The sequence below is a fragment of the Saccharothrix sp. CCNWYY140 genome (assembly GCF_037401995.1).
Classification (GTDB): domain Bacteria; phylum Actinomycetota; class Actinomycetes; order Mycobacteriales; family Pseudonocardiaceae; genus Actinosynnema.
On the sequence record NZ_JBBEGC010000012.1, the window covers coordinates 12,786 to 31,795 of the forward strand.

The window sequence follows — 19,010 nt, forward strand, 5'->3', positions numbered from 1 at the left end:
GTGGGTGGACAACGGCGTCCGCCCACCGCGGGACCACCACCCCCGATTCAGATGGTCTTCGCCAGCGCCACCATGTCCTCCAGCGGCACCCGGCCGGTGAGCGCGAACGCCTCGCCGCCCTTGACCCACATCAGGCGCGGCGCCGAGCAGTCCCACCGGCCGTGCAGGGTCTCGCCCCGGCGGAACTCCACCGCGTACCCGGTCAGCGACGGGGCTTGGACCAGCAGCGCGGTCACGCCGTCGAGCGGCACCTCCGTCGTCTGCCCGCGCTCGGGTGGCGGGAAGGTCGTGCCGAGCGGGTAGCGCTCCAGGGTGAGCGGGCGGCCGTCGACCCGGTAGGTCACCAGGGTGATCCCGTGCTCGTCGCCCGGTTCGGTGATCCGCAGTTCCAGGGGGTTGCCCCAGGGCGTGCCCAAGCCCGGCGGGCGCCAGCCGGTGATCTCGAAGATCGCGTCCGAGGTGGCCAGGAGGGGCTCCGTGCCCAGTTCCCCGCAGTAGGTCGACCGCCACCGGTTCCCGGTCACCGCGGTCGTCGGGGCGGTCGGGGCTGTTGTGGCGACCGGTACCGCGTCGCGGGCGGCCACCCACGGCACCACGACACCCGCCACGGACACCGCCGTCAGCAGGGCTGCCGCCGCGGCCAGCACGCTGATGTCGCCGATCCCGCGCCTTTTGGTGGCCGCTTGGGTGATGGCCGCGACGGTGGCGTCGTCGGGTTCCCGTTCCCACTCGCGCCCGAGGGCGCGCAGCTCGTCCTCCAGCCGCTCAGCCACGGTCCACCTCGTCTTCCAGCTGTGCCCGCAACCGCTTGAGCGCCCGTGCGGCCCGCGACTTCACGGTGCCCTTGGGCCACGCCAGCACGTGGGCCGTCTCCTCCTCCGACAGGTCCAGCACGTACCGGCAGCCCAACACCTGCCGGTACGTGTCGGGTAACAGCCACAGCGCCGACCACAGCGCGCGTTGGCGCTCGTCGGCCAGCACCAGCGCTTCGGGCTGTTCGGGCTCGTCGGCGGGCGGGCCGTGGGCGACGAACCGGGCCAGCACGTCCCGCCGCCGGCCGCGCGAGCGGTGCAGGTTGCGGACCAGGTTCGCGACGATCCGCAGCAGCCAGGGCCGGAACGCCGCGTCCGCCTTGAAGCCGGACAGGCCGGCGTGCGCGCGGACGAAGGCGTCCTGCACGACGTCGTCGGCCTCCGCGCCCGCGCCCAGCAGCACGGCGACGCGGTGCGCGGCCGAGTGGTGCGCCCGCACCAGGTCGGCGAACGCGGTCTGGTCGCCGTCCCGGGCGCGGGCCACCAGCCCTGCCTCGTCCGTGGCGGTTGCCGTCATGCCCCCTCTACACCGCACAGGGGCCGAAGGTTCCACATCAGCCCGCGGGCGCGAGTTCGACGTCCCCGATGCGCAGCGGGCGTCCCACGAACTCGCGGTTGGACCACTTCGGGTCCGAGCCGCTCCAGGAGACGGAGCCGCAGGTCATGGCGATCTTGGTCCGGCCGGGTTCGGGTGTGCCGGGGAAGGAGAAGGTCTGGGTGACGGGCGTGCCGCCGCCGGGGACGTCGAGGAAGAAGGGCTCGCGCAGGACGTCGAAGAGGCCGTCGAGGCGGAACTCGGCGCCCTCGGCGCCCAGGCGGCAGGAGTCGACGACGCTGACCTTGGCGGACAGGGTGCTGCGGTTGACGGCGGTGAAGGTGACCTTGGTGAAGTTGTCGGTCACCTCGACCTTGTGAACCTTGATCGCCAGCGGCCCGAGCGTCCCCTCGACGGGCGCGGCCAGCCGCTGGGCGCGCACGGTCTCGCCGCCGGTGATCCGGTCGATCGTCCAGGACAACGCGTAGGCCGTGCCCCCGCCGACCACCAGCAACACGAACGCCGCCGCCGCGAACGGCCCCATCGTGGACCCCTTGGCCCGCCGCTCGGGCAGCTCCCGCAACAGGTCGACGATCAGCGGCACGGCGCCGAGCCCGATCGCCAGCCCGGCGCTGAGCAGCGGTGTCATCGAGGGCACCAGCAGCTTCACCACACCGCCGACCAACAGGGCGATCGCCCCGAACAACACCGCACGCCCCACCGTGAGGAACCGGGGCCGCCGCCGAGGCGGAGGCCCGGTCCGCCGCACCGCCGCCCGCCGCTGGTCCCGCCGCTCCTGCGAAGTACCCACCCGCACCCCCACCCCGATGTCGACCGTCCACAGCAGACACCAGCGTGCGCTTCGATCTTGCGATCGGCCCCCCGACGTGCCGCGAAACCACTCGACCGGGGGTCCCGCCGCGACCCGACGCAGGCCCGACCACCCCGCCCGCCACGCACCTCGATCCCATCCGGTGCGCCTGTCCCCTGCCGCCCGCCGCCACAACCAGCCGGCCGCACCCAACCCATCCGTCGCGCCGCCGCCAGCCTCCGGCCCCCGATGCGATCGTCTCACGGGGTACCGACAAAGCCGGGCGTGCGGCCGGCGCAGCGATGTGCCGCCCTCAGGGTTCCAGGTCGGTCACGCCCCGGCCGGTCGCGATGTCCAGGGGGACTGAGACCTGGTCGTGTGCGATGAGCCAGGTGCCCTCGACCTCGCGGAAGCACAAGGTGCCGCGGACCCACATGCCGGTGGTCGTCGCGCCGCTTGCCAGGGTTCCGCTGAGTCGTCCGAAGAAGTGCGCGTAGGCCACCTCGCCGCCCACCACCACGGTCAGGTCGCGCACCTCGTAGGTGGGCTCCGCGAAGAACGTGAAGACCCTCGCCCAGTTCTCCAGCTTCGCCTCGACCCCGACGTGCTGCAACGGCGGGTCGATGTCGAACGACACCACATCCGGCGCGTAGAGCCGTGCCAAGCCCTCCAGGTCCTTGTCCCGGATGCCCTGCGCGATCGCGCCGATCCGCTCCCTGATCCCGGCCTCGCCCGAGTTCGCCACGACCGATCCCCTTCCGGTTGGTTCCACCGTTAAGACAACGCAGCGCCCCGAAATGTGACGGACCAGTCCCACTCGCTGATCGTCGTGCGCATCAGGCGGGCGGCGGTGGACAGGTGGGTGTCCGTGCCCCAGTACAGGGTCACGGTGCGCCGGCAGTCGGGGCTGTCGACGGCGATCCACATGCCCGGCGGGCGGGCCAGGCTGTGGCGGGCGAAGCCCGGGACGAGGCCGACGCCCAGGCCCGCGCTGATCAACTCTGCGATGGCGGCGGGTTCGTCGGTCTCGCACACGACCTTGGGTGTGAGGCCTCGGGCGGCGAAGAGGCGGTCCAGCAGGCGGCGGATCCAGTGGCCCTCGCGAGCCGTGACGAAAGGCTGGTCGGCTAGGTCCTCGACGGTCACGGACGTGCGGCTCGCCAGCGGGTGGTCCAGCGCCACCCCCACCCCCACCGGCTCCTCGAACAGGGTCGCGGACTCGACGCCCTCGGCGTGGACCGGCTGGGAGGCGACGCACAGGTCCACCTCCTGGGCGCGCAGCCGGCGGGCCATGTCGTCGGACGGAGCCCAGTGCAGCGCCACCTCGACGGACGGGTGCGCGCGCTTGAAGGCCGCGAGCGGACCGGTGAGGGTCAGGAACGTCTCCGACGCCAGCCGCACGCTGCCCACGCCCCCATCGGCGGCCTCCGCGACGGCCCGTCGTCCGGCGTCCAGTTCGCCCAGAGCGCGTTCGACGTGGTCGCGGAAGAGCTTCCCCGTGTCGTTGAGCCGCAGCCGGCCGCTCCGGTCGAACAGCGGCGCTCCCAGGTCGGTCTCCAACCGGGCGATGGTGCGGCTCAGCGACGGCTGGGCGACGCGCAGCTCGTCGGCGGCGCGGCTGAGGTGCTCCAGCCGGGCCACGACCAGGAACTGCCGCAGCGAGTTCAGCTCCACCATGCCTCCACGGTCATAACACCATAGCGATATTGATCTTAGACGAGATAACGCTCCGGGTCATAGCGTGGCCGCGGAACAAGGAGGTGCTTCATGGCCACGAGACCGGCCGAGTGGGTCTTCCGGGGCGTCGTCAGCGCGCACGTCGTGGCGATCGCGGGCCAACCGGTGTTCGCCGGCGTCTACCTGACCGGGGAGTTCGACGGGCTGCGCCTGCACGCGCTCGGCGCCGACGTCGTGACCTCGCTGGGCTACCTGCAACTCGTCGTGGCGACCGTGGTGTGGGTGCGGCTGCGGCGGGCCTGGCCGTTCCTGGCGACGCTGGCGGTCGTCGTGGCCGAGACGGTGCAGTACTTCGCGGGCCTGGGCGGAGCGCTGTGGCTGCACGTGCCGCTCGGCGTGGCCACCATCGCCGCGCTGGTGGTGCAATTCATCGCGACCTGGCGGGTGACGCGCGATGCGTGAGCACCTGACCCGGCGGCAGGTGCTGGGCATCGGCGGCGCGCTCGGGCTGGTCGCGGTCACCGGCCTGTCCACCGCCGCCGCCCTGTCCCGCCGACCGCCGACCACCGGCGACGAGTTGCGCAGCGCCGTGCCCCTGCCGCCGCCCTACCAGGCGCCGCTGCCGATCCCGCCCGTGCTGCGGCCGGTGCGCGGCGACCACTACGAGATCACCCAGCGGGAAGTCGTCGCCGAGGTGCTGCCTGGCATCAAGACTCCACTGTGGACGTACGAGGGCACCTTCCCCGGCCCGACGATCGAGTCCCGCCGGGGCCGCCCGATCACCGTGACCCACCGCAACGCGCTGCCCGTGCCGACTGTGGTCCACCTGCACGGCGGGCGCACCCCGGCGGAGTCCGACGGCTACCCGACCGACCTGGTGCTGCCGAAGGATTGGCACGAGGGCGGCCACACCATGCCCGACCCGCGCGCCGTGGTCACGGAGCTGACCCGCGACTACACGTTCCCGCTCGACCAGCGCCCGACGCTGCTCTGGTACCACGACCACCGCATGGACTTCACCGCCCCGGCGATCTGGCGCGGCCTGGCCGGGCTGCACGTGGTGCGCGACGACGCCGAGGAGGCCCTGGGCCTGCCCGCCGGCCCGCGCGAGCTGCCGCTGATGATCGCGGACCGGGCGTTCGCGGAGGACGGCAGCCTGGCCTACCCGTCCCTGGACCCCGGCCTGCGGGTGCTGCCGGGCGTGCAGGACCCGTACTTCGCCGGTGTGCTGGGAGACGTCATCCTGGTCAACGGCGCCCCCTGGCCGGTGCACGAGGTCGACGCCGCCCGCTACCGCCTCCGCGTTCTCAACGCCTCCAACGCCCGGCACTACGACCTGGAAGCCGTCGCCGACGACGGCCGCGTACTCGATCTGGTCCAGATCGGCGCCGACCAGGGCCTCCTCACCACTCCGGTGACCCACCAGTCCCTCCCCATCGCCCCCGCCGAGCGCTACGACCTGGTCGTCGACTTCGCCTCGGTCCCGATCGGCACCCGCGTCCGCCTGCTCAACCGCCTGGGCTCCGGCCGCACCCGCGACGTCATGGCCTTCCGGGTCGCCCGCCGAGCCACCGACGACAGCCACATCCCCACCACCCTGTCCACCGACCTGCCCGTCTGGCGGCGTGAGGACGCGACCCGGGTGCGCGAGTTCTCCTTCCGCGCCGGCCGCACCCACGGCCGCCACGGCTGGCTGATCGGCGGCCTCCCCTTCGACCCGGCCCGCACCGACGTCACCACCCACCTGGGCGACACCGAGGTGTGGCGCCTGGCAGCCGACGTCCACCACCCCGTCCACCTGCACCTGGTCGGCTTCCGGATCCTCTCCCGCGGCGGCCGACCACCCCTCCCCCACGACGCGGGCTTGAAGGACACGATCTCCCTGCGCCCCGGCGAAGCGGCCGAGATCATCACCCGCTTCGACGCCTACCGGGGCCGCTACCTCTTCCACTGCCACAACGCCGAACACGAGGACATGGGCATGATGGCCAACATCGAGGTCGTCTAACAGCGCTTTCCCCGGTGCCACCTGGAAAGATGATCCGCATGGCACCGAGACGGCTGCGGGTGTTCCTCGGCTACACGGAGGAACTCGCCGAGTTCCCCGCCGAGCGCCCGTTCGCCCGCGCGGCGGCCGAGGCGGTCCGGGCGGCCGGCGCGATCCCCGTCGAACCCGGCACCGGCCCGGACCGGTGGCGGCACCTCGACGACACGGACCTGGTGCTCCTGGTCGTCGGCTTCCGCCCGGGCGTCGACAGCGGCTCGCGACCCCTGGGCGACCTCGACCTCGACCGGGCCACCCGCGCCGGCCTGCCGCACGTCGAGGTCCTGCTGGGCGAGGACGTCGTCGGCCCCGCCCGGGTGTTCCTCGACCGCAGCGGCACCCAACTGCCCTTCCGCGCCCGCCTCGCCGACCGCCCCACGGTCTCGACCCCGGACGACCTGTACGACGCGGTGCTCGACATCGTGACCCACCACCGCCGGTTGCGCGGCGACACCGCCCACCGGGTCCTGCGCCGACTGCCGCCCGAGCCGGCGCACCCGGTGCTGGGCCGGGAAGACCTCCTCGATCGCCTCTGGCGGGAACGCTCGCCGAGCCCGCGCCTGCTGACCGGCCCGCCGGGCATCGGCAAGACCACCGTCGCGGCGGCCTACGTCCACCGGCACTCGGACGCCTACGACGTCGTGTGGTGGATCCCGTGCTCCCTCCCCGAGGCGATCCCCCTGGCCCTGGCCGAACTCGCCCGCGCGCTGGGCTCGCCGCACGACGACGTCCCGGCGGCGGTCGAGGACCTGCGCTCCCTGCTGCGCCGCCCGACCGGCCGCTACCTCCTGGTGCTCGACGACCTCGACGACCCCGACCTGGCCCGGCACGTCCTCGACAGCCCCGTCGAAGTGCTGATCACCACCTCGAACCTCGACCTCGACCTCGGCCTCCCCGCCCATCCCGTCACCCGCCTGACCAAGGCCGACTCCACCCGCCTGCTCCGGGACACCGACAAGCTCACCTCCGCCCAAACGCGCCGACTGTCCAAGGGCCTCCAGGGACTGCCGCTCGCACTGTCGGCGACTGCCACCACCCTTCGCTTCTCCGCGAACACAGACCCGTTCGACACGCTGTCCACAGAGCGCAATGTCGGGCAGGCCGCCGCAGGTCTGCTGGTGAACACGCTGTGGCGACGGGCCGAGAGCGTGGCCCACACCTTGACGCTGGCCGCGTGGCTGGGTGGTGAGCGCGTGCCGATCTCGCTGCTCAACTGGGAACTCGAAGTCATGCCCAGGCGCGTGACCCCGCTGCGCGGCGCGAGCGTGACCCCCGGCTGGTTCCAGTTCTACTTCTCCGGCCTGGGCACCCTGAGCGTCATCGGGCGCTCCGACGACGCGACCGTCACCCTCCACCCGGTCCTGGTCGAGGAATTGCGTGCGGCGAGCGTGAACTTCGGCGGTGCCGACGCGTGGGTCTCGGCGGCGGCGGAGGTGCTGCTGAGCGAGATCCAGGGCGACACGGGGGAAAACGCGCTCGGCTGGGACCAACTGATCAGGTCGGCGCTGGTCATCCACGACCGGGTGAAGCGGCTGCGGTCGGTCCACCGGCCGGTCGTGACGCTCTTGCGTGCCGCCTCCTCCTACCTCGACGAGGTGGGCATGGACGACCTGTCGGACCGCATCCTCCGGGACGTCCGCATGGTCGAGCGATCCGGGCACAGCGTCGAGCAAGCTGTCGCTCTGGACGTCCTGGCGCGTCCTGCCGTGATCCGCGGGGACGACCGCGGTGTCCCGGCGGAGATCGCGCTGGCCGTGTCGCTCCGCGAAGCGGGCAACCACTACGAGGCCGTCACCCGGTTGGAACGCCTCGCCGAAACCACAACGGGCCAGTCGGGCGACGACGACCCCATTGCGCTCGCCGTGCTCGCCGAACTCGCGACCACCCTCCACGGCGTCGGACAGCACAAGCGCGCCACGGCGCTGAGGCGGCGGGTGGTGGAGTCCTCCGAACGGATCTACGGCCGTTCCCACCCCCGCACCCTGACCGCGAAGACCGACCTCGCGGCGGACTACCTGGACCAAGGCGACCACAATTCGGCCTTTGTCCTCGCCGAGGAGACATTCGACCGCATCCAGGTCGTGCTGGGCGCCGACCACCCGGACACGTTGCACGCCGCGAGCACGTTGGCCGCAGCGCTAGCCGCGTCCGGTGACGTGGCCGCCGCGCGCGACCTCGACGAGTACACCTTCCAGCGCTACCGCTTCACGCTGGGCAAGGACGACCCCGCCACCCTGCTGGCCGCCAACAACCTCGCCGGCGACCTGCGCCTGCTCGGCGACCTCGACCGAGCCCGCGACCTGGACCGGGACACCGTCGAACGGCTGCGCCGGGTGCTCGGCCCGGACCACCCCGACACGGTCCGCGTCGCCGAGAACCTCGCCCTGGACGAGAGGTTGCTCGCCGAGGCCCGCTCCCGCCGCGCCGCCCCGCGCCGGACCAAGGACGCGCGATGACCGACCCCGCGAAGCAGGGCTGGCGCAGCCGCCTGCGCCCGCGCTACCCGGGCGGCCTGGTCGCCGACCCGTTCGACCTGATCGCCGAAGCCGACGTGGTGGCGTCCCGCGTCCGCGAGGTGTTCACGCCGCACCAGCCGATCCAGCCCGGGTACATGCTCGCCGGGCGCGGGGCGGAGATCGGCCGGGTCGTGCAGGTCCTGAACACCCCCGGACAGCACGTCCTGCTCTACGGCGACCGCGGTGTGGGCAAGAGTTCCCTGGCCAACGTGGCCGCCTTCGCCGCCCACCAGGCCACGATGCTGCGCTACTACGTCAAGCGGTGCGACCACACCGACACGTTCGAGTCGATCTTCCGCGAACCGCTCGCCGTGGCCGGGGTGGACGTGCAGCGCGTCGAGTACACCGCGCAGGAAACCACGACCACGAAACAGGACGCCACGCTCTTCGACCTGGTCGGCCTGGAACGCGAACGGCAACGCGGCAGCACCACCACCTACCGCCCCGACGGCGTGATCGGCGCGGCCGAGGCGGCACGACACCTGGCCGGCCTCGGCGGTTTCATGCTGATCGACGAGCTGGACGTGGTGGAGGACCCGGCGACCCGGCGCAAGATCGCCGAGCTGATCAAGCACCTCAGCGACGCCTCGGCCCCGTTCACGCTCTTCCTGGTGGGCATCGCCGACACCGCCGCCGAACTCACCGACGGGCACAAGTCGGTGCAACGGTCGTTACGCGAGACCAGGCTCCACCGCATGTCCACCGACGAGCTGAGCGCCATCGTCCGCGCCGGCGCCGACGCCCTGCGGTTGCGGTTCGAGGAGGACGTCATCGCCGAGATCGCCCGCGTGAGCGCCGGCTTCCCGCACTTCACCCACCTGCTGGCCCTCAAGTGCGCCGAACGCGCCATCCGCGAGCGCACCACCGTGATCACCCTCGACGCCCTCCCCGCGGCCCTGGCCACCGCGGTCGACGACGCGGAAAGCACGCTGCAAAGCCAGTACGCCCGCAGCATCCGCTCCTCCAGCGCCACCTTCCGCGACGTCCTGATCGCCGCCGCCTCCCTGGACGACGACGAGTTCACCGTCGCCCAACTCCGCACCCGCCTGCCCCACGGCCCCAACCCGACCAGAGCCATGGCCAAACTCTCCTCCCCCACCGGCCCCACCATCCTGCGCCACCTGACCCGGGGCGTGTACCGCTTCACCGACCCGAGGATGCGCAGCTACATCCGCATCATCGAACCCACCTGACCGCCGGTCGTCCCCGGCTCGGATCCGCCGCTAGGCTCGATCATCGTGATGCCGCAGTCGCAAGTGCCCGGGTACACGGTGGTCGATGTGGTCGGGCGCGGCGGCTTCGCCGTCGTGTACCGGGCCGTGCAGGTCAGCGTGGACCGCGAGGTCGCCATCAAGATCGACAGCCGGATCGTGCTCGACGAGAACGACCGCCGCCGGTTCCTGCGCGAGGCGCGGGCCGCCGGGCGGTTGTCCGGCCACCCGAACGTGGTGGACCTCTACGACGCCGGTGTCCTGCCCGACGGCCGCCCCTACCTGGTGATGGAGCTGTGCACCGGCGGCTCGCTGCTCGACCGCCTGCGGGAGGCGGGCGCACTGCCGGTGGCCGAGGCGTGCGCGCTCGCGGTGAAGATCGCCGACGCGCTGGCCGCCGCCCACACCGCCGGCGTGCTGCACCGGGACATCAAGCCGGCCAACATCCTGGTCAACCGCTACGGCGTGCACGGCTTGGCCGACTTCGGGCTGGCCGCCCTGGCCGAACCGGGGCGGGAGTCCTCGGCGAGCCTGACCGCGTTGACACCGGCCTACGCGGCCCCGGAGGCGTTCCGGCAGGAAGTGCCCACCGAGCAGGCCGACATCTACGCGCTGGGCGCCACCCTGTACGCCTTACTCTCCGGGAGGCCGCCCCGATTCCCGCGGCAAGGCGAACCGAACCTGACCGAGATCATCCGGATGCACGACCAGCCGCTACCCGGCATCGTCGGCGTCCCCGACGGCGTGATGGCCGTGCTGCGCACAGCGCTGTCCGCCGACCCTTCCCGCCGCCACGCTTCGGCGGCCGAGTTCCGCGACGCACTGGCCGCAGCGGACACCACTCCCGCCGAGCCGGCGACCACTGAAGCGGACACCGAAGCACCGCCGACCGCCGCAGCCTCCGAACCCACCTCCGACTCCGAACCCGCGACCGACCCGGCCACCGACTCCGACACCGAAGTGGCACCGGACCGGGCCGACACCGAGGTGGTGCCGCCCGAACAGCCCGCCGGTCCGACGAAGTCGTTCGGGTTCGGCCCCAAGCGCGACGAAGAACCCACCCTGGGCCGCGTGGAGCCCTCCGACCCCGCCGAAGCACTCACCACCCACGTCCACCCCGAGCCCGACGAGCCGTCCGATCGCCGTGCCCGACGACTCTTCGGCATCGCCCGCCGCAGCGTGGTCGCCTTGGCGGCGGCCGTGGTGCTGGTGGCCGCCGGGATCACCTGGGTGGTCCTGGGCAACGTCGACGACGGCCTGCGGACCGGACCGGTGCTGGGCGTGCCGGGCAGCCCCGACGCGGCCGACGGGGCCACCGACATCCTGCTGGTGGGCACCGACAGCCGCACGGACACCGAAGGCCGCAGCCTGCCCGACGACGTGCTCAAGCAACTGCGCACCGAGCAGAAGTCCGGCACCGCCACCGACACGGTCGTGCTGGTCCGGGTGCCCGACAAGGGCGGGAAGGCAGCGGCGGTCTCCATCCCGCGCGACCTCCGCGTGCCGATCCCCGACGCGGGCGACGGACCGATCAACAGCGCCTACGGGGTCGCCAAGCAACGCGCCGAGGCGGACCTGCGCGCGCGGGGCATCACCGACGAACGCCGGTTGGCGCGCGAGTCCGACGACGCGGGCCGCAAGGCGCTGGTCCAGGTCGTGCAGCAGCTCACGGGGGTCAGGGTCGACCGGTACGCCGAACTCAACCTCTACGGGTTCTTCCTGATCAGCGAGGCGGTCGGCGGCGTGGAGGTGTGCCTGAAGGCGGACACCACCGACACGGACTCCGGCGCGGCCTTCAAGGCGGGCCGGCAGTCGGTCTCTGGAGGCGACGCGCTCTCGTTCGTGCGTCAGCGGCAGGGCCTGCCGCGCGGCGAGCTCGACCGCATCGTGCGACAGCAGGTGTTCATGGCGGGGTTGGTCGACAAGGTGCTGTCCTCCGGGACGCTGACCGACCCGGCGTCCGTCTCCCGGCTCACCGACACCGTGCGGCGGACGGTCGCCATCGACTCCGACTGGGACGTGCTCGACTTCGCCCGCCGGATGCAGGAACTGGCGGCCGGCAACGTCGACTTCCTCACCGCACCGACACGCACCGCCCCGGACGGGACCACCACCGCCGACCCGGCCGGGGTTCAGTCCTTCATCGCCAACCTCGCCGGCCGCACCCCGACGTCCTCGGCGACGGCCGCAGCGGCGAAACCGTCCTCACCCCGGGTGACCCCAGTGCGCCACCTCCGCTACGAGCCGCCCTGCGTCGACTGACACCGCCCCGGTCACCAGTTCTGGCAGAGTTCACCCCACAGGCCGTCGTAGATCCCGCACAACTCGCCGGCCAGCGCGCGGGCGTCCAGCGCCACCGACACCTCGGCCACGTCACCCTCCGTCGACGTCGAGGTGAGCAGGCGCAGCCGTCCGTCGAACACGATGGCGCCCCAGGTCGAGTTCGGCACCGGGACAGCGGCGATCAGCACCCCTTGCCGCCACAGCTGGTACTCGGCGTTGGTGCGCAACACGAGCAAGTCGCCGTGGAACCCCACGGGGTCGGAGTAGTCCACGTCGAGGTAACGGACCTGCGCACCACTGTCCACATCGGACACGACGACACCGCCGTGCTGCAAGCTCATGGCCACGGTGGAACCGCTCGGGTCGACGAGGACCGCGTCGGGCGGCAGCGGCCGGACGCCGGGTGGCCAGTCGTTCGGCGGCCACTGGTCCGGCGAAGTCGCAAGGTCCACCGCCCGCCACCCGGCGTACGTCGTCAGGATCAGGCGGCCGGGCGGTCCCGGGCGCGGGTCCAGGGTGACGAAGTCGGGCTCCGCGGCCAAGTCGGGGACGGCGCCGGTCGGCTGCCCGAGGTCCACCCGCCACGACCGGAGGTGCCCGTCGGCGAACAGCGCGACCTCGGCCCCGCCGATCGCGACGACGTCCCACGTGCCGCCCTTGCCGAAGCGGGTCGGCAGGTCGACGGTCCGGTGCACCGCCAGGTCGTCCGCCCGGTGGACCACCAGCCGGCCCTCTCCCCGCAGCACCAGCCACCGGCCGTCCCGGGTGAAGGTCAGGCCCCTCGGCGGGTCGACTGGGGGGAGGTCCCGGCGCGCCCGCACGTGCCCGTCCTCGGCGTCGACCAGCAGCAGTTCACCGCGGTTCACGACCGCCCACGTGCGGTGGTCCGGGGCGAACACGCGCTCGCGGAGGTCGGAGTCCCCCATCCGCAGGTCGGGTCGGGCGTGCAGGTCTCCGGCGAAGTCCGACGCCGCGAGCACCGCCTCCAGGGCTCCGGACGCCGTGCGCACCGCGGCCTGGATCGCGAACGGCGATCGCAGGGTGTAGAGCTCGCCGCTGCGCCAGTGCAGGTACCGCAGGGTTCGCAAGGTCGTGCCGGCCAGGTCGGGGGGCACCGCGACGGTCACGAATTCGCCGGTGATGTCGGGGTCGAACCGGCCCTCTTCGCACGGCACGTCCCGCCCGGCGCCGATCTCCCGGGCACCGAGGGACTCGATCCGGATGACGCCGTCCACGCAGCGCGCGACGGCATCACCGTTGCCCAGCAACTTGGAACCGCGCTCGAACTCACGGACCACCTCGCCGGTCACGGGGTTCCGTTCGGTCAAGGTGTCGTCGTACGACAGCACGAGCAAGCGTGTGGTCGACACGGCGACGGCCCGCAGGAAGTACTCCGGCTCGCCCTGCCAGTGCCGATCACCCTTCCGCGTGTCCCACACCACGGGCACGGACCCGGCCCCGATGCGCGTCGACTGGGCGGTGGCGGTCAGCACGGCGCCGGTCGGGCCGAAGCGCAGCTGCCACACCTCGGTGAGGTCGGTGCCGGTCAACCTGGTCGGACCGGAACGCCCTCGGACGTCCCACAGGGACACCTCGCCCCCGGACGCGGTCGCGAGGGTCCGGCCGTCGGGGCTGAGGGCCAGCGCCCCACCGGAGCCGGCGGCGACCCGCCACTCGCCGTCCGGGCCGCGGACGACGACGTCGCCGCTGTCGTGCTCCCGGGAGGCGACCACAGACCCGTCCAGGCTGCTCACCAGGGAGCCGGACCGCGAACCCACCCGCCGGACCGACGCGAGGGCGACCCGCGCGTTGAGCAGGGCGCTGTGGGCCTGCGGGCTCGCGGGGTCGGTGCGCCACGCACGCACGGCGGTCCGGGCGGCGGCGTTCGGGTCCAGCGGCAGCAGCCGCCGGGACTCGTCGGCGAGGCTCCCGGCCTCCGTGGCCCGGCGCTGGTCCTGCCAGTTGACCGCCAGCACGGCCACCGAGGCCACCAGCGCGAGCACCGCCACGAGCGCCAGCGCGCGTTGCCGTGAGGAGCGCCGCCGCCGGCCGCGTCCGCTCGCGATGAACTCGACGTCCACCGCGGGCAGCTCGGCGGGCCGGCGTTCCTGCCACTCCAGCGCACGCGTCAACGCCACTCCGCCGAGCACGCTCCCGGGGTCCCGTCCGGACGCCTCCCACTGGGTCCGCCGCTGGGCCAGTTCCTCCCGCCACGCCAGGAACTCGCGGTCCGCGTGCAGCCAGCCCCGCAAGCGGTCCCACCGGTCGATCAACGCCTGGTGGGCCAGTTCCACCGCACCGTCGTCGACCACGACCAGCCGGGTGCGCACCAGCGCCGCCAGCAGGGCGCGGTCCTCGACCTCGGCGAGCGGGACCCGCCGCCGGGTCAGGTCCCGCACGCGCACGAGCCGGGTCAGCAGCCGGCGGGCGCCGTCCTTGTCCTCGACGTGCCGCCACAGCACGCGGTCGGCGTAGTCGGTCAACGCCCCGGACACCGCGCCGATCTCGTCGTAGGCGCGGTGCGTGAGCAGACCGCCGGACCGCCGCCGCCACAGCTCGGTGAGCGCGAACTCCACCAGCGGCAACCGCCCGGGTTCGCCCCCGGCGTCGGCGAGCACCCGGTCCACGAGCCCTTCCTCGAACGCGACCCCGCCCACCGCCCGCGCCGGCTCGACCACAGCCGCCCGCAACCCGTCGGCGTCGGGTGGCGCGACCAGCAGGTACCCGCGTTCCAGCGCCGCTGCCGTCTCCGGGGTGACCAGGTCGTCCAAGGAGTCGGAACGCACGGTCAGCACCACGCCGATGTCGGCCGCGCGCACGGCGAGCAGCAGCCCGAGCAGTTCCCGCGCGAGCCCGGGGTCCTGGCTCACGACCTCCTCGAACTGGTCGACGACCAGCAGCGCCCGGCCGTGCTCACGCCGCACGTCCGCCGCGAGCAACGCGATGTCCTCGGCGTCACGCAACGACTCCCGCACCGCCCGCCGATCACCGCCGAGCCCGGCGACGAGATCGGCGAACAAGGCCCGCGCCCCCACACCCGGCGTGTGCCGCACGACCGACACCGCGACACCGTCCCGCCGCAACACGGGCACCAACCCGGCCCGCACCAACGAGGACTTGCCGCTGCCCGACGGCCCGGCTACCAGCACGAGCCCCCGGTGCCGCACGTGGTCGACCAGCCTCTCGACGTCCGCGTCCCGCCCGTGGAACAGCGCTTCGTCAGCCTCCTCGAACGGCGCCAACCCCCGGTAGGGCTCAGGCGGTGCCGCCGTCCACTCCGGTCCAAGGTTGCTGCCCGGTATGAGAAACGCGGTCCCGTCAGGCGCCCCAGCGACAAGCATCCCGACCACGCCACCAGCATCGTCGTCCCACACCGGCGCACCACTGAACCCCCGCCGCACCACCCCGTCGACCTCGGCCTGAAGCCACCCGGTGCCCTGCCGCCCGAGCAGGGTCCCGGTGAGCCACCGCCCGTCGTCATACCCCTCGGGAAACCCGAGCACCCGCAACCGATGCCCCCACACATCACCATCAGCCGCCACCGGCACAGCCGCCGCACCCCCCGGCGCAACGACCCGCACAACGGCGACGTCCCCACCCCCGTCCTCCGCGACCCCCACCCACCGCACGACCTCCCCGACCACCTCCGGCCGGCCGGGCAGGAGGGGGAAGTCCAGCGTCACGGGCAGGTCCGGGTCCGGGATCACGTGCGCACAGGTCACCACAAGGTCGGCAGCCACCAAAAACCCAGCCCCAACCACCCCACCACCGTGGCGAACCCGCACCAAGCCCAACGCGATCCGCTCACCGGTACCCACGCCTTCGTGATCGCCCCACCCAGCCCGGCGTTACCCGAGCACCACCGCACGGCGCCCCCGCCACCGGAATCTGTCCAACTTCGCGCACTCCTGCCACACCCGCGCGGGACTGCTCTGGGCGGCGACCTCGATCAGCGCCGCGGCCATGCGCAGTGTGGCCCGAAAAAGCGAAAACGGTCGCCGGCGTGGAGGCGACCGCTTTCGCTTTCTCGGTACTAATCCATGAACTCCGCGATCAAAATGTCGTGAAGCGCACGGTCCAGTTGTTCGACCATCGGTAGGTACTGCGGTGCCGCTAGCCAATCGAGCACGTACGAACCGAGTGCGTGGCGCATGTACCCGCCCGGCTCGTCCTCCGTGTAGCCCTCGCGGACCACCGAGAGGTACCTCGCCAACTGCTCGGCGCTCTCGGGATACCGGGCGAACGCGGGCTCCAGCAGCCCGTACCTGACCACGTCACTCGCGATCGTGAACGGGTCCAGCGGGCGGAGCGGGCGGTGTTCCTCGATCGCGCGGTCCAGTTCCTCGTGGACCAGTTCGGCGAGGCGCGGGCGTGCTTCCTCCAGTCGCAGCCACAAGTGGTCGCCCAGGGAGCCGAGGCTCCACGGCATCCGTTGCGGGCTGCTCTTCGGGGCGGCCTCGCCGAAAACCGCGTCGATCGGGCTGCCCTTGCGCACGGGGACCGAGGGGCCGCCGGGAATTCGGACCTCTTTCCACTCGCCGCCCGGATCAGCGGGCACCGGTGCCGTCCTCATGCTTCACCACACATCGGATCGTACTGGATGCAGGCCTGCTGTTCGAGGTACTGGCCGCCCACTCCGGTGACGTCGACCGATTCGATGAACGCCTGTTCCCATCCCCTGTTGTAAGCGGCGACACCGAAGCCCACGACGCCGAGCGCGTTCCCGAAACCGGCGGCGAACTGCGGGTACTTGGTGAGGTACGGCTGACCGGTGTACGGCCTGGCGCCGAAGTGGGCGCCGGTGATGTCCGCGACGGCGGCCTTCGAGATGCCCTTTTCCAGGTTGTTGCGGAAGTGCTTGTCCTTCCGCTCGTCCTCCTTGATCTCGTCGACCACCATGCCGGTCTGGTCCGGTGTGGTGAGCGCGTCCCAGAGGTCCGCGGCTTCGGCGCGGGCCACCGAGACGTCCGCCTCGCTCGCCGTGATCTTCCCGGCCCGCACGTCGTCGAGCCACTGGGCGAGCGAGCCGAACTGGGTCGCCGCTTCCAGGACGTGGCTGCGTTCCTTGCGGGCTCCGACTTTCAGGCCCCAGTCCAACTCGTACCGCAGCGCGTCCGCCGTCGTGCCGCGCCCGTGGACCTCCTGCGCGGTGGGCTTGGCGTAGATCGTGTCGACGATCCGCTTCAGCTTGTCGTTCTCCACGCTGGGGGCGGGTGTCGGCGCGCTGGGGGTGTAGGGCACTCCGGCGCGCGGCAACGGCAGCGGAGGCGCATTGGGGTCCGCCGCCGGCTGCGTGGTGTCGATGACGTTCATGTAGTCGTCGAACCAGTCGTGCCCGTCGATCTCGATGCGGCTGATGGGGTTGCCGCCGGTGAAGGCGTAGCGGCCCTGCGCTCGGTCTGGACGGCGAGCGCCGTCGAGGTGGTAGTCGTACAGGACCTTGTTGCCGTTGGGCTTGGTCTCCTGCCGCACCTGGCCGCGGTCGGTGTAGCTGTAGCGGGTGACCTTGGCCTGGCCGCCGGTTTCGGTGTTGGTGACCGATTCGACGAGATCGCGAGCGGTGTAGGCGAAGACGGAGCTCTGCCGGTCGTGCTCACGGGTGACCGGCGCGCCGATCTCGTTGTAGGTGTACCTCGTCGTGGCCTTGACGACCGACGCGAGCTTCTCCTCGCTGCGGTAGTCGTACCCCTGGGCACCGCCCGAGGTGGTGGCCCAGTTGCCGGCCAACTCGACGTTGCCGGTGTCGGAGTTGTCGACCAGGGCGACTTCGGCGCCGACCGGAACACCGTGGTCCGAGCGGGACTTCAGCTTGCCGTCCGGGTAGTAGTCCCACGTCATGGTCCGCTGCGACGAACCACCCGCGCTGGCGAACGCCGGCGAGCACAGGCGGTGTGGGTGAAGCGCTTGAACTCCACCGACAGCAAGGGCTCAGCGACCGGGCGGCACGAGTGCAACAGAAATTGGATGACCTCGGATGAGGACCCGTTCGCATGCGGTCCAGCCCGACGACCTCGGCCCCGAGGTCTGCTCGACAACATCGTTCTCGGGCTGGTCCGGGCAGCTCGCACGGCCCGGCGAGGGTGGGCCGTGCGAGCGCCTTCCGGGTGAGCTGCGGGTGCCCACTTCGCCATCGGATTCGATAGCGGTCAGAAAGTGACCTGAATTCGCTCTACGGTGGTGTCACCAGGGCAAAGACAGGGAGCAGACGCTATGACGATCTTGGTGACCGGTGCGACGGGTCTGGTCGGCAGGCATGTCGTCGACCAGCTGGTGCACGCGGGCGAGTCGGTGCGGGCGCTGACCCGCGACCCGGCGAAGGCCGCGTTGCCCGACGGCGTCGAGGTCTTCCAGGGCGACCTGCTCGAGCCGGCGTCGGTCGCCGCCGCGTTCGAAGGTGTGGAGAAGCTCTTCCTGTTCCCGCAGCCGGAGACCGCCGCCGAGATCGTCGACCTCGCGAAGCAGGCGGGCGTGCGGCGCGTCGTAGTCCTGTCCGGCGCGGCCGTCACGCTCGGCTTCGACACCGACCACCACGCCCGCGTCGAGCGCGCCGTCGAGGAATCCGGGCTCGAGTGGACCCACGTGCGCCCCGGCGAGTTCATGACGAACATCCTGCCGATCTGGGGTCCGATGATCAGAAGGTCGCGGACGGTGCGCTACCCGTTCGGCGACGACCTCGGTACCGCTCCGATCCACGAGGCGGACATCGCGACGGTCGCCGTGGCGGCGTTGCTGGAGGACAAGCACGTCGGCAAGGCCTACACCCTCACCGGCCCGGCGCAGCTCACCGTGCGTGGCCAGGTGCAGGCCATCGCCGACGCACTCGGCGAGCAGGTGCGCTACGAGGAGGTCACGCGCGAGGAAGCCCGCGACATCCTCAAGGCGATGGGCGGTGCCGCCGCCGAGAGCGCCGACCTGCTGCTCGGGTTCGTCGACTACGACGGCGGCGAGGGCACCAGCGACGACGGCTACTCCGACCAGGACTACTCGGACCTCATGAAGCCACTACCCGACTTCACCCTGGCGACAGGAAAAACCGGCCGCACCTTCGCCCAGTGGACGCGTGATCACGTGGAAGACTTCCGCTGACCCCCGACCCGCCCCCGAGAACGTCAGGCGACCTA

Annotated in this window: 14 protein-coding genes; 6 read left to right on the plus strand and 8 right to left on the minus strand. The window is 72.2% G+C overall.

Going from position 1 to position 19,010, the window contains the following annotated elements:
* Positions 1-47: 47 nt before the first annotated feature.
* From WBN91_RS09405 to WBN91_RS09425, 5 genes are all read right to left on the minus strand, one after another.
* A complete protein-coding gene (locus tag WBN91_RS09405; RefSeq protein ID WP_337723363.1) occupies positions 48-773 on the minus strand; it encodes a hypothetical protein in 726 nt (241 codons plus the stop codon).
* Positions 766-1,329 carry an RNA polymerase sigma factor gene (locus tag WBN91_RS09410; protein ID WP_337723364.1) on the minus strand — a complete coding sequence of 188 codons (564 nt, stop codon included), beginning with the start codon at positions 1,327-1,329 and terminating at the stop codon, positions 766-768. The genes WBN91_RS09405 and WBN91_RS09410 overlap by 8 nt, the downstream gene beginning before the upstream one ends.
* A gap of 37 nt (positions 1,330-1,366) precedes the next feature.
* Positions 1,367-2,158: a hypothetical protein gene (locus WBN91_RS09415; protein WP_337723365.1), complete on the minus strand. Its 792-nt coding sequence runs from the start codon at positions 2,156-2,158 to the stop codon at positions 1,367-1,369.
* A gap of 313 nt (positions 2,159-2,471) precedes the next feature.
* Positions 2,472-2,903: a YybH family protein gene (locus WBN91_RS09420; RefSeq protein WP_337723366.1), complete on the minus strand. Its 432-nt coding sequence runs from the start codon at positions 2,901-2,903 to the stop codon at positions 2,472-2,474.
* A 29-nt stretch (positions 2,904-2,932) separates the two neighbouring features.
* Complete coding sequence (locus tag WBN91_RS09425; RefSeq protein WP_337723367.1) at positions 2,933-3,835, minus strand: LysR substrate-binding domain-containing protein; 903 nt, start codon at positions 3,833-3,835, stop codon at positions 2,933-2,935.
* 90 nt (positions 3,836-3,925) lie between these two features.
* On the opposite strand from WBN91_RS09425, the gene WBN91_RS09430 reads away from it, so the two are divergent.
* The 5 genes from WBN91_RS09430 to WBN91_RS09450 are packed head-to-tail and all read left to right on the plus strand — an operon-like array spanning position 3,926 to position 11,868.
* Positions 3,926-4,297 (plus strand): hypothetical protein, encoded by a 372-nt coding sequence (locus WBN91_RS09430; protein ID WP_337723368.1) that lies wholly within the window; start codon positions 3,926-3,928, stop codon positions 4,295-4,297.
* Entirely contained in the window at positions 4,290-5,843 is a 1,554-nt protein-coding gene (locus tag WBN91_RS09435) for a multicopper oxidase family protein (protein ID WP_337723369.1), read from the plus strand. The genes WBN91_RS09430 and WBN91_RS09435 overlap by 8 nt, the downstream gene beginning before the upstream one ends.
* 38 nt (positions 5,844-5,881) lie before the next feature.
* Positions 5,882-8,335, plus strand: coding sequence for a tetratricopeptide repeat protein (locus WBN91_RS09440; protein WP_337723370.1), 2,454 nt, complete (start codon positions 5,882-5,884; stop codon positions 8,333-8,335).
* Positions 8,332-9,588 (plus strand): nSTAND1 domain-containing NTPase, encoded by a 1,257-nt coding sequence (locus WBN91_RS09445; RefSeq protein WP_337723371.1) that lies wholly within the window; start codon positions 8,332-8,334, stop codon positions 9,586-9,588. Before WBN91_RS09440 ends, WBN91_RS09445 begins: the two co-directional genes overlap by 4 nt.
* 48 nt (positions 9,589-9,636) lie before the next feature.
* Positions 9,637-11,868 (plus strand): protein kinase domain-containing protein, encoded by a 2,232-nt coding sequence (locus WBN91_RS09450; protein ID WP_337723372.1) that lies wholly within the window; start codon positions 9,637-9,639, stop codon positions 11,866-11,868.
* Between the two features lie 11 nt (positions 11,869-11,879).
* Here WBN91_RS09450 and WBN91_RS09455 read toward each other — a convergent pair whose 3' ends face one another.
* From WBN91_RS09455 to WBN91_RS09465, 3 genes are all read right to left on the minus strand, one after another.
* Positions 11,880-15,707 carry an nSTAND1 domain-containing NTPase gene (locus WBN91_RS09455; RefSeq protein ID WP_337723373.1) on the minus strand — a complete coding sequence of 1,276 codons (3,828 nt, stop codon included), beginning with the start codon at positions 15,705-15,707 and terminating at the stop codon, positions 11,880-11,882.
* 215 nt (positions 15,708-15,922) lie between these two features.
* Positions 15,923-16,462, minus strand: a complete 540-nt coding sequence (locus WBN91_RS09460) for a hypothetical protein (RefSeq protein WP_337723374.1) — start codon at positions 16,460-16,462, stop codon at positions 15,923-15,925.
* The gene (locus tag WBN91_RS09465; RefSeq protein ID WP_337723375.1) at positions 16,459-17,727 is read right to left on the minus strand and encodes a hypothetical protein; all 1,269 of its coding nucleotides are present in this window, start codon (positions 17,725-17,727) and stop codon (positions 16,459-16,461) included. Before WBN91_RS09465 ends, WBN91_RS09460 begins: the two co-directional genes overlap by 4 nt.
* A gap of 372 nt (positions 17,728-18,099) precedes the next feature.
* Between WBN91_RS09465 and WBN91_RS09470 the strand changes: the two genes are divergently transcribed.
* Positions 18,100-18,975 carry an SDR family oxidoreductase gene (locus WBN91_RS09470; protein ID WP_337723376.1) on the plus strand — a complete coding sequence of 292 codons (876 nt, stop codon included), beginning with the start codon at positions 18,100-18,102 and terminating at the stop codon, positions 18,973-18,975.
* Positions 18,976-19,010: the final 35 nt, after the last annotated feature.